Annotated in this window: 10 protein-coding genes; 1 reads left to right on the forward strand and 9 read right to left on the reverse strand. The window is 67.8% G+C overall.

Going from position 1 to position 13,655, the window contains the following annotated elements; translation table 11 throughout:
• Positions 1 to 91: 91 nt before the first annotated feature.
• The gene (locus C9412_RS06295) at positions 92 to 2,818 is read right to left on the reverse strand and encodes a TonB-dependent receptor (protein ID WP_107230841.1); all 2,727 of its coding nucleotides are present in this window, start codon (positions 2,816 to 2,818) and stop codon (positions 92 to 94) included.
• A 216-nt stretch (positions 2,819 to 3,034) separates the two neighbouring features.
• On the opposite strand from C9412_RS06295, the gene C9412_RS06300 reads away from it, so the two are divergent.
• The gene (locus tag C9412_RS06300) at positions 3,035 to 3,634 is read left to right on the forward strand and encodes a GNAT family protein (RefSeq protein WP_107230842.1); all 600 of its coding nucleotides are present in this window, start codon (positions 3,035 to 3,037) and stop codon (positions 3,632 to 3,634) included.
• Here the strand turns inward: C9412_RS06300 and C9412_RS06305 are convergent.
• From C9412_RS06305 to C9412_RS06340, 8 genes are all read right to left on the reverse strand, one after another.
• The gene (locus C9412_RS06305) at positions 3,631 to 4,410 is read right to left on the reverse strand and encodes a CDP-diacylglycerol diphosphatase (protein ID WP_107230891.1); all 780 of its coding nucleotides are present in this window, start codon (positions 4,408 to 4,410) and stop codon (positions 3,631 to 3,633) included. The genes C9412_RS06300 and C9412_RS06305 overlap by 4 nt on opposite strands.
• A 56-nt stretch (positions 4,411 to 4,466) precedes the next feature.
• Entirely contained in the window at positions 4,467 to 6,164 is a 1,698-nt protein-coding gene (locus C9412_RS06310; protein WP_181358747.1) for a DUF2235 domain-containing protein, read from the reverse strand.
• The gene (locus C9412_RS06315; protein WP_146160177.1) at positions 6,151 to 6,732 is read right to left on the reverse strand and encodes a DUF3304 domain-containing protein; all 582 of its coding nucleotides are present in this window, start codon (positions 6,730 to 6,732) and stop codon (positions 6,151 to 6,153) included. Before C9412_RS06315 ends, C9412_RS06310 begins: the two co-directional genes overlap by 14 nt.
• Positions 6,668 to 7,531, reverse strand: a complete 864-nt coding sequence (locus C9412_RS06320; RefSeq protein ID WP_107230845.1) for a DUF4123 domain-containing protein — start codon at positions 7,529 to 7,531, stop codon at positions 6,668 to 6,670. The genes C9412_RS06315 and C9412_RS06320 overlap by 65 nt, the downstream gene beginning before the upstream one ends.
• A 2-nt stretch (positions 7,532 to 7,533) precedes the next feature.
• A complete protein-coding gene (locus C9412_RS06325; RefSeq protein WP_107230846.1) occupies positions 7,534 to 10,308 on the reverse strand; it encodes a type VI secretion system Vgr family protein in 2,775 nt (924 codons plus the stop codon).
• Between the two features lie 122 nt (positions 10,309 to 10,430).
• On the reverse strand, positions 10,431 to 11,048 hold the full coding sequence (locus tag C9412_RS06330) for a decarboxylase (RefSeq protein WP_107230892.1): 618 nt from the start codon (positions 11,046 to 11,048) through the stop codon (positions 10,431 to 10,433).
• 121 nt (positions 11,049 to 11,169) lie between these two features.
• Positions 11,170 to 11,784 (reverse strand): hypothetical protein, encoded by a 615-nt coding sequence (locus C9412_RS06335; protein WP_146161736.1) that lies wholly within the window; start codon positions 11,782 to 11,784, stop codon positions 11,170 to 11,172.
• 2 nt (positions 11,785 to 11,786) lie between these two features.
• Positions 11,787 to 13,619, reverse strand: a complete 1,833-nt coding sequence (locus tag C9412_RS06340) for a DUF2235 domain-containing protein (RefSeq protein WP_258190036.1) — start codon at positions 13,617 to 13,619, stop codon at positions 11,787 to 11,789.
• Positions 13,620 to 13,655: the final 36 nt, after the last annotated feature.

Below are 13,655 nucleotides of genomic sequence, written 5' to 3' on the forward strand. Positions count from 1 at the left end.
AGCGCAACAGCATGCCACGCTCGTTTTCGCCAGGCCGGTGCAACGCACAAAGAAAAGCCCGGCAATGCCGGGCCTTTCGCTTGCCACCGGATCAGCGGAACCGGTAGTCCAGCTGCACCCAGTACTGGCGGCCGTACGGGTCGTAATTGCCGACCGGATAGAACGGCCAACCACCGCCATTCCTGTCCGCCGGCGGGCGGCTGTCGCGCAGGTTGTTGACGATCACGCCCAGCGACAGGTTCTCGCCAAACTGGCGGAACACGCTGGCGTTGTAGGTCATGTACGGCGCGATGCGGCCACTGCCATCACTCTTGGGCAACGAGCCGAAGCGATTGCCGTACAGGGTGGTGGTCCAGTCACCCTGGCTCCAGGTGATGCTGCCATTGGCTTTGCTGCGCCACTGCCAGTTGTCGAGCGAGTTGCGGATGTCACGCTCGGGGTCATCGGCAAACTGCCTGTAGGTGTGGTCCAGCACCACCGTATAGGCCAGACGCGTGGTGAAGCGCCCATAGCGACCTGCGTCGAAGCGCCAGTTGCCCTTCAGGTCCAGGCCGCGCACCGATTCGGATGCCGCGTTGATCGGGTTGATCAGCACGCGGGTCACCTGGTCCGGCTGCACCGTCGCGTTGGACGGATTGCGGATCACCCGTGACAGCGCGTCCTGGCACAGCGGCGAACCGAGGTCACGCGTCTCGCCGCCCAGCGTGCGGCCCAGCCGGCAATCGGCCTCGTCACGCAGGATGCGGCTGGTATCGAGGCTGGTCACCTCGTTGTCGATGCGGATGTCGTAGTAGTCAGCACTGAAATCCAGCCCGGCCAACGGCGACCAGACCACGCCGAACCCATAGGACTTGGCGGTCTCCGGCTGCAACTGCGGATTGGCGCGGTTGCTGTAGTCGATCGACAGGCCGTTGTAGTCGCAGTTGTCATACGACTGGCCGGCGGTACGGCAGCGCCAGTAGTCGGTCATGCCCGGGTTGTAGCCGCGGGTCTCGGTGGCGAACACGTAGTTCATGTCCGGCGCACGGAAACTGGTGGCGGCCGAACCGCGGATCAGCAGGCTTTCCACCGGGCGGAACTCGACGCCGACGCTCCAGGTCGCCTTGCCGATGTGTTCGCCGCCTGCCCGGTACTGGTCATAGCGACCGGCCACGGTGGTGGTCAGCGACTGCAGCAACGGCAGTTGCAGTTCAACGCCCGCCGCGTAGCGATCGCGCTCACCACCGGCGCCGATGCCGGCGCTGGTGTTCCAGAACTCGCCGGTGCCCAGGCGCGGGTCCGGGCGGTTGCGGTAGCCCTGGCTGCCGGCCTCGACCACCGCCGCCAGCGCGGCGTCACCACCGGGCAGCGCGAACAGGCGGCCGTTGATGCTGGCACTGAAGGTCTGCAGCCACGCCGCATTGCGGCTCTCCTGATAACCGGACAAGCCTTGGTATTCGTCCGGGGTCAAGGGTTGGAACAGGCGCGCCGGATCCGGCGCATAGACCTCCACGCCGTTGCGCACGCCCAGCCTGGGGCCGAGCAGGTACTCGTTGATGCCGGCCAGCAGCACCGGGCGACGGGTACGGTTCTCGTAGCGCGAGCGGCTGTAGACCGCCTCGTAGTCCCAGCCACTGTCGCCGAACTGGCCACGTGCGCCGACGTTGAACGACCACGAATTTTCCAGGAAGCGATTGGCATTGCGCGGCAGACCGCCGATCTCCTCCGGTGCGAAACGGCGGTACCAGCTTTCCAGGTTGCCGGTGGTCTGGTTGTAGAAGTAATTGCGTGCCGAGGTCCAGGTGGGCGCGCGCGTATTGTTGTAGATCTGCGCACTGCCCACGGCCAGATCGGCGAACAGATCGGTGCGCTCATCCAGGTGGAAGGTCAGCAGGCCGTAGCCATTGAGATTGCGCTTCTGGGTCTGCACGGTCCAATAGCTGGCGGCCGCTTCATTGCTGCCGCAGTACGCGCCCTGGCGTGGGTTGTTGGCACGGAACACGCTGCCGCCATAGATGGCCGAGGCAGCGTCGCACCCGTTCACGCCCGGATCGATGTTGCGCCCGGTGGCGGCATTGCGGCGATAGGCGATCGCAGTGGCCTGCGGCGCTTTGCCGGTGGGGTCATCGTCGAGCGAGTCCATGAAGTCGCGCTGATGCGCATGGATCGCCTTGCGCACATCGAACTCGAAGCCGAACACGCCTTCCCAGCGCTCGCCGGAACCGCCGCCAACCACCTGCACGCGCTGGTTGTCGCCGCCGCCGCGCTGGGTACCGCCGGCACGCGCGTTGATCTCCACACCGTCGAAGCGGTCCTTGAGGATGATGTTGACCACGCCGGCGATGGCGTCGGAGCCGTACACCGCCGACGCACCGGCGGCCAGCACCTCGATGCGCTCGATCAGCGCGCTGGGAATGTTGGCCAGGTTGACCACGTTCACCGAGCCTTCGTAGGCCAGCGGGTAGTCGGACTGGCGGCGACCGTTGACCAGCACCAGTGTGCGGTTGGGCCCCAGGCCGCGAAGGTTGATGGTGTTGGCGGCCGGCGTGAAGGTATTGCCGAAGTCCTCGCCCTGCACGTTGCCGGTGTTCTCGGTCAACGCACTGAGCGCATCGAAGGCATTGCGGTAGCCCTGCGCGTCAATCTGCTCGCGGCTGATCACCGTTACCGGCGACGGTCCTTCGACGCTGGCGCGCGGAATACGCGAGCCGGTGACCTTTACTTCCTGCAATGAGGTGGGTGCGCTTTCCTGCGCGAGGGCCGGCAGCGAGACCAGCATCAGGGACGACAGCGCGAGCACCAGCGGACGCGGGCGCAGCGCCTTGGGAGAGGCGGACATGGGCTTCCTGGGGACGATGGGGTGGTACGGGAGGACAGCCACCGGTGCGGCGCATAACGATCCCGTAACGAAAGTGTCCTGAATGGGCAGTTTCAGTGGAAATGATCAGCCCTGATGGGCTTATGCCTGAACCGAATCAGACCTGACGACCCTGCCAAGCGGCTTTTGCAACGAATTGAATGGTGCCGTGGCGGGCGTCCTCGCATCGTGCGGGGCATGAACAACAGTGCCCAACCTTCCTGCCTCCCGCCCCTGCACCCGGTCCGGCGCCGCCACCTGCTGCACCTGCAGGCCGCACCGGTGACCCTGCGTTCCTTCCTGCGCACCGACCTGCCCCGCTGGCGCATCTTCGATGACAGCCGGCGGCGTGGCCACGCGCATGTGCCTGGCGTCGATGAAGAAGCCCGCTTCCTGGCGGGCATGCACCGCTCAAGCCTGGAGTACGACCACGATCAGCTGCAGCTGGGTGTGTTCGACGACGTGCACGGCACCCTGCTGGACCAGGTGCACGTGCGCCTGCAGTCCGCGTATGCGCGTTGCGCGGAAATCCAGTCACTGCAGCATCGGCACGCCTATCCGCAGGCGGCACTGCAGGCTCTGTGCACGTTCCTGTTCGAGAACGTCGGCCTGCATCGCATCTACGTGCTGCTGCCGCCGTCATGCACCTCGCCGTTCGCCGACGCCCTGCGTGCCACCGGCTTCGAATGCGAAGGCGTGCTGCGCGATCAGCACCTGGACGCCGCAGGCTGGCAGGATCGCCAGCTGCTGGCATTGACCGCGCCCGGATGGCGCAATCGCCAGCAGGCGATCCGTTAGCGCACCCGCTCCAGCGCCTGCCCTGCGCCGGTTACGGCGGCGCAGGCGTGGTCCTGCAGTTCCTCGCCACTGGCGTCATTGCCGCTGGCGGCGTCCACCCGCGTGGCCAGCAGGATGAAGCCCGGCCCGCCCTGTACGTCATCACGTCCAGCCACGACCAGACTCCATTGGCCAACATCGGCTACCCCGCTGAGATCGTAGGCCAGCAGATTCAGCGGGTTGGCGGTCAGCGCATCGCCCGGCAGCAGCCGGGCCTGGTAGCGGTGGCCGCGCAACGGCGTGGCCAAGGGCGCCCAGCTCTGGCCCAGGGTGCCGGCCTGCGCATCCAGAGCCTGCAGCACGTCGGCGCGCAGGCAGTCGACATGGATGTGCAGCTGGTGCTGCGAACGGCCATGCGGCGAGTTCAGCGCCAGGCTGGCCACCGCACGCGGCAGCGGCCGCCCCAGCGCCTGTTCGGTATGGCTGCGCGCCTGCCAGGCCGCGGCGAAGTAGTTCGGCGCGCCGCGCTGGTACAGGCGGCGGTTCTCGATCCCGCTGACCTTGTCCAGCGGCATCAGCAGGAACTGGTAGTCGCCATGCGCGTCCTTGACCAGCACGTCACGACGGTCGGCCGCGCTCTCCACCCGCAGGCAGTCACCGCGCGGGCCCTCGGCGCCCCGGCAGTCCCGTTCGATCAGTCGCCACAGCGCGTCGGAATGGGCCGGCGGCGGGGGCGCACTGGCACAGCCGGCCAGCACCGGCAGGGACAAGGACAACAGCAACGGCAGACGGGGCACGGCACTCACATCGATGGCTCGGCCCACGGCCGCGGCGCGTAGTGTAGCCCGCCCTCTCAGCCAGGCACCGCCTCGGTGGCTTCGGCCTTCTCCTCCACCTTGCCCGGCGTGTACTTGGTGGCACCGAAGTACAGCACCCGCCACTGGCTCAGGTTGCCGATGAACCAGTGCGCCACCGAGTCGTGGCCGTAGCCGTCGAAGAAGGCCTCCACCTCCGGCGGCAACAGCGTGGTGTTGTCCCACGACTCCAGGGTCACCCGCTCGGCCATCGTCAGCGTCGCGCCCCGCTCGCGGCGGCGGCGCAGGCTGACGATCTTGCCCAGCATCGTGTCGTTTTCCTTCTCCAGGCCGCGGCGCTGCTTGCGCACCGCCGACAGCTCATCGTCCCGCGCCTTCAGTTCGTCGGATACCCGGTTCCATTCGGCCGTCTTGTCCGCATTGCCCTGGCCGGCCAGATGCAGGTTGTCATTGCCCCACGGCGAAGGCAGCTGCGACTGGCGACGGCGCAGGGTCCGCACCTGCTCGCGCAGCGCGTCCTCGCGCGCCGCCAGCCGCTGCATCGATGGCAGCTTGTCACCGCGCGCCACGCGTACCCGCAGCCATCGGTACAGCAGCTCCATGTGCGAGGCCTGCACGTCCTCCATGCGCCCGCGCTTGACCCGCACCGCCTGCAGATAGGCGTTGAACACCGCCTGCAGCTCCGGATCCTGCTTGTCGAACTCGGCCTTGACGTGATCTTCCAGAAGGCTGATCGGGTTGAGCAGCACGCCACCGGCCTGCGCCATGTCGTACATCTCGTTGAGGGCAAAGCGCGCGATGCTGTTCTGGCGCCCCTGGTGTTGCGGGTCATAGCCGCCGCCCACATCCGAGTGCACGCCCGGGAACCAGATTTCCACCGTGTTGGCGGGGTAGAGCGCGTGCTCCCGCGTTGAATCCAGCGGGAACTGGCCACGCAGCTCATGGGCGGCGGTCATGTGCACCGACTGCTCCACGATTTCCGGAACCACCATGCCTTCGGCCCATCCGGTATGCCCATTGCGGTAGTTCACCGCGGCGGCGGCCAGGTTCGGCCACACCGAGCACACCGTATCGAACACGCCCATGAAACCGATCCGCAGCGGAATGCGCTCGCGGTACAGCCAGGTGCCATCGGCCTGGCGCCGGCAGCGCGCGGCCAGGTCGCGGGCGAACGCGCGTGCCGATGCCGCCCCGCGCGAAAAGCCCAGCACCGACACGCTGACCACCAGGATACGCATCGGCTCGGGCTGGGTATCGATCAGCTCGTCCAGCGCCTGCAGCGCGAAGTCGATGCGCTCGCCACCGCCCTTGCCGATCGACAGCCCGAGCAGGCCGCCGCTGTCGCCGACTTCCGGGCAGGGCGTGCCGACGCCGGCCAGATACTGGCGTTTGCTGTTGCGACGATCCTTTACATGCGCGTCGTAGAGCCGGGCGATGTTGGAAAGCGCCCGCTCCCCCACATCCTTGGCCAGCTCCTCTTCGCGATTGTTTCCCGTGCCGTCGAAGAACACGCTCAGATGCAGACTCTGGGTGCAGCCAGTGGTGGCCGTTTCCTTGTCGGGCACCGTGCCGCACATCGCCTCCTGGCGGCGGCGACGCTCGGCATCACTCAACGGACGCGTTCCGCGCGCCAGCCGCGCCGTGCGCGCCGTGCCCTCTGCCTGCGCGATCGGATCGGGGGTACCGGGTTCGAGATCCACCTGCCCCGGAATCGCGGTCGGATCAGTACTGGTCATGGTCCTTGTGCTCCTTCGGCACCGGCATGCGTCGCACATCCCATTTGTTCACGCCCTTGTCCAGCAGCTCCGCCTCGACATGGCCGTCGGCGTAGAAATGCAGCAGCAAGGTCGCCGGGTTGGGCGGATACGGCGTCTTCAGCGGCACCACCGCCTCGCGCGGCACGCGGTGCCCTTCGCTCAGGTAGCGGTTGGTGGCCAAATCGTAGCGGTTGGCCTCGATCCAACGCACCCGAACGCTGTCCGGCCCCTTGCCGCGCGGCGCACGCGGCCCCATCCCGGAGCCGCCATTGGTGTAGCCGTCCAAGCCGCCCAGAAACTGCCCATCGACGCGCACATCGGCCAGGTAATACGGGCTGTAGTTGAACGCGAACAACGACATGATCGGCGTCTTGCCGCGCGCCATCGCCCGGCTGCAGCCGACACCCACCAACAGCAGCGCGATCACCGCCAGCGCGCTCCACCACAGATACTTGTTGCTCATCATCGCGATCTCGCTCCGTTCAATCCCAGCTTTCTTCGAGAGGCCAGACTTCATCGCCGATATCGGCCGCACTGCGCCGGCCACTGGCGAAATCCTGCAGGCGCAGCTGCCAGGCCGGATCCTCGCCGAGATCGATGCCGGCCAGCAGCGCCCAGGTCGCCACCATCACCACACGGCGGCTGTCGTCAATGCCGGCCGCCGCGGCCGTCGCCACCACGCGCCGGAAGAAGGTGTACCAGCGCGCGCGTGGCAGGCGCGCCAACAGCTCGGGGTCGGTCAGCTGGAAATGGTCGATCAGGGTATAGGGGTAGCTGGCGTCGATCAGCGCACGCCGCTGCAGCGCCTCCAGCACCCACGGCGGGTCATGCGGATCCGGCACGACATCGGCCAGTTCCAGCCGCGCCCATTGCAGGTCATGGCGTAGATACCACCAGCATTCGCCCAGGGCCAGGAAGGCACGGCACTGCGCCTCATCCAGCACCTGCACCCACCAGGGCAGTACACGCGCATCGAAGAAGCGTGCCAGGAACTCCTTGCCATTGGGGTAGCAGGCATCCAGGCGCCGTTGCAGGCGCTGCTGCAGCGCCTCACCGGTCAATGTGGTTTCGATCACGCTGAGCAGGCCCGGCGAACGCGCCTGCGCCGCTGCCCGCTGCAGGAAGCGGTCGATGTCGATGTCTGCCGGCAGCCGCGCCAGGAACACGCTGGCATCATCGGTGCCGTCGGCCAGCAGGCCGTCAAACAATCGTATCGGTGCCCACGGCAGCGCACGCAGCAGCTGCAACGGCTGATCGCACTGCGCGCCATCGAGCAGCACGAAACGCTGCGCGTCCGCGTCCAGTGGCGGCAGCGCAAGTGGAGGAAAATGCCAGTCCCTGCGCATGCTCAGCCTCCCTTCGGGGTCAGCGGTGAGGCTCGCTGCGCCGCCAGCAGCAGGCACTCCTTGCACACCGACTGCGGGAACACCGGCAGCGGGTAGCGACCGCCGCCGCCGGGAAGGAACGACTTGCGCCCGGCGTGCACGGTGATGCGCCCCGGCGCATTGAAGACGATGTTGCCTGCACTGAGGGTGACGCTGGCGCCGCCCGCGGTGGAGATCTGCAGCGTGCGCCCGGCGCCAAGTTCGACAGCGGCCTGTGCACTGGCCGCATGCAGCGACTGCTGGGCCTGCACCGCCACCCGGTCCTGCTGCGCCAGGATGTCCAGCTGCTGCGTGGCGCTGGCAAGGGTCAGCGCCGGCGTACGGGTATCGGCACCGGTCATGGCGGCCGCCAGCACACCGATCGCCTGCCGCCCGTGCCAGCGCGCCTGTCCCATCACCGTCGCATCACTGTGCTGGCCGCTGCCCAGCACCAGGGTTTCACCCTGGGCCCAATGCAGACCCTGGCCCGCCACCATCACCACGCCCTCCGGCGCGGCCAGGCCCATCAGCGCGTCGCCGGTATGCGGCACGCGACCGTCGCCTGCATCGCCGCTGCGCTGCGCGGCGGCGCCAGCGGCCTCCTGCAGATCCGCCCCCGGCACCGTGCTGCGCACACTGGCCAGCAGCACCGGCACCGGCGCACGCGTACTGTCGAGCCTGGAGCGCTGCGGCGACTGCACGCCCAGATGCGAGGCCGGTTGTACGGTCAGGTGGGTGCGCGCCGCGTTTGCCTGCTGTTGCACCAGCGTCGCCACCTGCTGAAGCAGTGCCGCCGGCTGTGCCGCAGACCCGGCCGGTTGCGGGTCGCGATGGGCGTAGGCATCCAGCCACAACCCACGCTGCCCGCGCACGCTGCCCCACGCATCGCTGCGCAGTTCAAAGCCGCTGCCACGCAGGCTGCCGCGATGATTGTCGGCCTGATGCCGCAGGTGACCCAGGCTCAGTGCCGAGTGCTGCTGGCTGCTGGCCAGCTGGGTGCGCAGCTGCTGGTCGCTGTCGTCGAACAGCAGCCGGTTCCAGCCCTGTCCCTGCCACTCGCGCGACTGCACGCCCCACAGCGCACCAGGATGGCGGTGCGCCTGCTCGCCGCCAGCGGCCGCATGCCAGGCCGGTGCCTGGCCACCACCGAGATTGGCCTGCGCACTGCCCGCACCATCGCGGGCCTGGGCAAACGGCGTGGTATCGGCTTCGGCACTGGCGCCTGCCGGCGTCGGCGCCACCCCGGCCTCGCCACGCCCGTTGTAGAGCGCGCCCAGCACCAGTGGCCGATCGATGTCTCCTTCGAGGAATCCGACCAGCACTTCCTGACCGATCCGCGGCAGGAACTGGCTGCCGACCCCGGGCCCGGCATAGCGCTGCGCCACCCGCAACCAGGCGCTGTCGGCGCCCTCCGCGCCGTCCTGGAAATGAAACCGCACACGCACCCGTCCCAGCGCGTCGGCATGCACTTCGTCGCTGGCACTGCCCTGCCCGGCCACCACGATCGCCGTCTGGTACCCGGGGGCCAGCGGGCGTGGATTGCGCCGCGCACCGGTGCCATCGCGCAGTACCGGCCGCCAGTGGCGGTCACGCGCAAGGGCGGTGAATGCCTGGCTGTAACCGTGTGCACGCGCCTGGGCTGCGAGCGTGTCGCGCTCTGCGCTGACGGCTTCGGGTGCCGTCAATGCCTGGCGCAGATCAACCGGCAGATTGTTGACACCGGCATGCTCCACGCTCACCAGCATCAGCTCCGCCGGCCGCTCGCCCGGCAGGCCGGTCAGCACCCACACCTGGCCGGCATCGGCGCTGCGCACGCTGCCACGGCCCTGCCATTGCAGCGCCTGCGCCTCCATGGCCTCGACCACCCGGTGGGCATGGTGCTGCAGCTCGGCGGCATCGGCGAAGGCATGTGCGCCGATGGCATCGTAGTCCTCGCGCGGCGCCTGGCTGTCGCCCTGCAACGGCAGCTGCCCCGCCAGCGAGCGGACGCTGCGGTAATCGCTGCTGTGCAGCTGCACCCGCGTACTGTGCAGTCGTCGGTGTTGCCCAAGCCGCTGCACGCCGTCGCTGCGTTCGCTGGCATCGGCGCGGTGGAAGCGGATCCCGCCGCCACTGCTTGACTCCTGCGATTCAGGCAGCACCGTCGAATCAGCGAACAGCAGCATGCCATGCCCCGCAGCGGCATCCTCCGCTTCCTGCACGCACCAGCCCAGCCCTTCCTCGGCCAGCAGGCGCTGCACGAAGGCCAGGTCCGATTCGCGGTACTGCACGCAGAAGCTGCGAGGCCGCGACGCAGCCAGGAACGCATCGACCTCGTCGGTCCAGCGCCAGTGCGCCAACGGCGCATGCCCCTGCAGCACGGCGTCGACGATTTCGCGCACGCTCTGCTCCTGGAACACACGGCTGCGCCGTGCCTGGTCCATCCACCAGGTCCAGTCGCGCAGGGTGATCCGGTAGCGTGCCAGGCCTCCATCACTGCCGGTGCAGTGCGCATCGGCAATGACGCCGTGGCGCGGCCACGGCTGGCCGTCGGCCAACCGCACATGCAGGCACGCGGGCTGCCCCAGCCAGTCGGCCAGCGGCAGCGAAGCGTCCAGTGCCAGTACATCAATCGTCAGATGCCGCCCCTGCGAGAGGGCGTCATGGCCATGCCAGTGATCGACAACGACCGCTGGCAGGCCGGGTAGCTCCAACCGATACAGGCGGCTGTCGGCATCAAGGCCGGCTGCCTGCACCATGAGGTTGCGAATCGCTTCCATGGCGTCCCCACCGTTGCTGCCCGCGCGGCGGCGGCGGGCAGGTCCTTCCCCTGTAGGGCGACGGTAGCAGATGGACTACGGCGGTGCACGCGCACGCCGTCACACCCGAATGACGCGCTGGATCAATAGGTTCCGTAGGAGACTTCGACCACCACCGGCTTGCCGGCACCCTGCGCCGGTTGCAGGGTGAAGCGGTCCAGCGCGCTGCTGTCATCGCCCAGCGGCGTGCTGCGGAACTGCAGGCGATAGGTTGCACCCGCCTTCACGCTGCCATCGGGCAGCAGACGCGCGTCGGCGGGCAGCAGCAGCCCGCCCAGGTCGCTGTAGGCCTCGGGCGCATCACTGAAACCATAGTCGACCAGCTCGCCGATACGGCGCATCTCGTAGACCCGCGTCGGCCAGGGCCGCGCCGCACTGCGGCCATTGCGCAGGTCGGTCACCCACTGCTCGGGCAGCTGATAGACCTTGCGCAGCGCGGTGTCGTCCAGTTCGGCGCTGGCCACCTGCAGGCAGCACACCAGCCGCTTGCTCTCGCGGTCGTAGATCGCGAAGCGCGCATCGCTGGCCACGGCGGCCGGCAGCACCGCGAACGGGATGTCACGCAACGCCGGCTCGGCGCCGTCGCGGGAGTCCAGGTTGCGCCAGCCACCGAAGACCGGCTCGCCCGCCTGTGCCAGCGGCGCCGCCAGGCACAGTGCCAGCGCGAGCCCGCCGGCCGAGCGTCCGATCCAGTTCTGCATGTCGTTCATCCGTCGATGGCACCTGGCCAATCAGTTTCGTGAGGATGCCATGAAGATGACGCCGTTGCCATGCCATCCCCCGGCGGTAGCCAGGCCAGGGCAAGGCCGCACCGATCTCGGCCTACGCCCAGTCCGGCGTGCACAACAACTGCGACTTCTGTGGATTGTCACCCTGCGGGCTCAGCTGCGGCCGCTCACCGCGCGCGCTCCGTGCATTGCGCGGGAACCCGGTGCCCAGCGCCTTCCGTGCACGCCTGCGCGCCTGCTCCACGGGCAGATCGATCAGCAGACCGATGGGTGTGGGCGCGGTGCCGAGGTGGGTCACCACCCTGTAGACCGGCAGACCGTGGAAATCGGCATTGACGCAGAAGTAGGCGATCCCGAAGGCCTCATCGCGCTCACAGGGCTGCGGCGCGTGGCGGGCCAGATAGGGATTGGCCGGCCGCCCGGACTCTGCACTCAGATACCAGCCCTTGGGCTGGCAGGTGAGCAATCCATCAAAGAGGGTTTCGGTGCGGTCCGGATCGCCCGGCAACGGCGGCGCTGCCTGCGCGGCATGCGCGTCGGCGGCCATCTGCGCCTCGATGGCGGCCTGCGCGGAGCGTGCGGCGTCGGCCTGTTCGACCGTCTGCGCCGGTGCCTGCCTGCACGCTGCCAATGGCAGCAGGCAGGCCAGCAGCAGCGGGCACACGGCCCGTCTCCCCGGGGTGACGCGCGTGACCGCGCAACTGCGCATGCTCAGCCTCCCATTGCCGTTCCAAGTTGCTGGAACGCGCCGTCGATGGACGGAACATTCGCCGGTGGCAGGGTCGCCGGATCGCGGCATTCCTGGGCCCGCTTGCCGGCCACACTGAACACTTCGCGATAGCGCAGATAGCCATAGGTGTTGAGGCGCGGGATGTTCAGCTCCGTCCACTTCATCATGTAGAAGCCGGCCAGCGAATCGTGCATGTAATTGTCGAACAGCGTGGTGCTGACATCCGGCACCGGCGTCGCGTTGAGCACGAGGTCCAGCAGCGTACTGGTCTCGGCGGGAATGCCGGCGTAGGTGTAGGCCGCGGCGGACGCTCGCGGCGTCGGCTCGAACACCGGACGCCCGGCCTTGCGCCCGGCGTCGATGCGCTTCTGGCTTTCATTGAGCTGACCGCGGTAGGCCGCCATGTCGCTCTTGCCCTGCGCCAGCTCGGTGACCAGATTGGCGAAGTCGCGCTGCGCGTTGGCCAGATCCACCTGGTCCTCTGCATCGGACTGCTTGAAGAACGGCTGCTGCAGCAGGCTCTGTGGGCCGTTGGGCAGGCGCTTGCCCTTCCAGGCCACGTACTGCCGGCAATGACCGGTGATCTGCTGGATGTGCGCGCCTGCGGGCACCCCATGGCCGGTCAGCCAGGCGTTGTAGTCCCGGATCAACTGCGGATGGCAGCCGAAATGCGTGGCATAGGCCGGGTCCTGGTTGAGCTCGGTGATCGTCTCCATCATGACGCCCGCCTTGATGGCTTCGTGATGCATGTCGATCAGCGGAATCTGTGACAGTTTGGCCTTGCCGTTCGCTGCGCCGGACACGAAGTCCTTGCCCTGGCCGCCGGGCGAGTAGCCACCACCGACATCGGAATGCATGCCGGGGTAAAGCACTTCTCGCCCGCTGGTAGCCAGATCCAGCGGGAAGTTGATGCGCTGCTCATGCAGGGCAGCGAAATGCACGCATTGCCGTGCCTCGGGGTGAATGCTCATCATGTCACCGGCGGCCCAGTCCCATTTGCCCTTTGACACCCGGCTCATGGCAGCAACACCCACCGAAGCCACGGTGTCGAAGATGCCCATGAAATTGAGGTAGAGCGGAACACCGGCGATGTTGTAGCCACAGCCGCTGCCCCAGGCCTCGGCGGTTTCATACAACCGATGCACGAACGCCCGCGCCTGCGCGGCACCGCGCGAGAAGCCGAACACCGACACGTGAACGGAGGTGACGCGACGCTGGTGGCTTTTCACCACCTGCTCCAGGCGTTGCGCGATTCCGGTCAGCATGGCGCGGCGCGTCATCCCTTCCAGCAGGCGCGTTTCGCTCATCGAACCGACCAGGATCTTGGCTTCAGCCGGCGTGATCAGATCACTGGATTTGAGGTACTGATGCACCGAATTGATGACCTGCAGGATCGCCCAATGGATGCGATCGGCGCCATAGCGCGCGGCACCGCCGCCCAGCGTGTCGCCATCCTGGTTGGTATCGCCCACCTCGGAAAATGGCGTTCCCACGCCAGGCACATAGACGCTGAAGAAGCCGTTCTCCGGCTCGGCCAGGCTGGCGTCGTACAGGCGTGCCACATTGCTGTGGCCGTTGCGCGCAAGCTGGGTGCGGGTGGCGCGTGTCTTGCCGGTCACGAAGGTACCTGCCCACTCACGGTTGTTGCCGGTGCCATCGAAGTAGATGCTCACATGCACCTGGCCCTGGCACTGCGACCCCTTCTCGCGCAGGCATGCCATCGCCTTCGCCCGTCGTTGTGCCTCAGCGCCGCTCAATGCGCGCTGTCCATTGGCGGGCATGGGCTGCGCGCCAGTCGCCGTGCGTTCATTCATGTCCTTGCCTCCTGGTTCCGATATCCATCCCTGCCC

Origin of the sequence: Stenotrophomonas sp. Nf1 (assembly GCF_003028475.1) — a bacterium.
Classification (GTDB): domain Bacteria; phylum Pseudomonadota; class Gammaproteobacteria; order Xanthomonadales; family Xanthomonadaceae; genus Stenotrophomonas.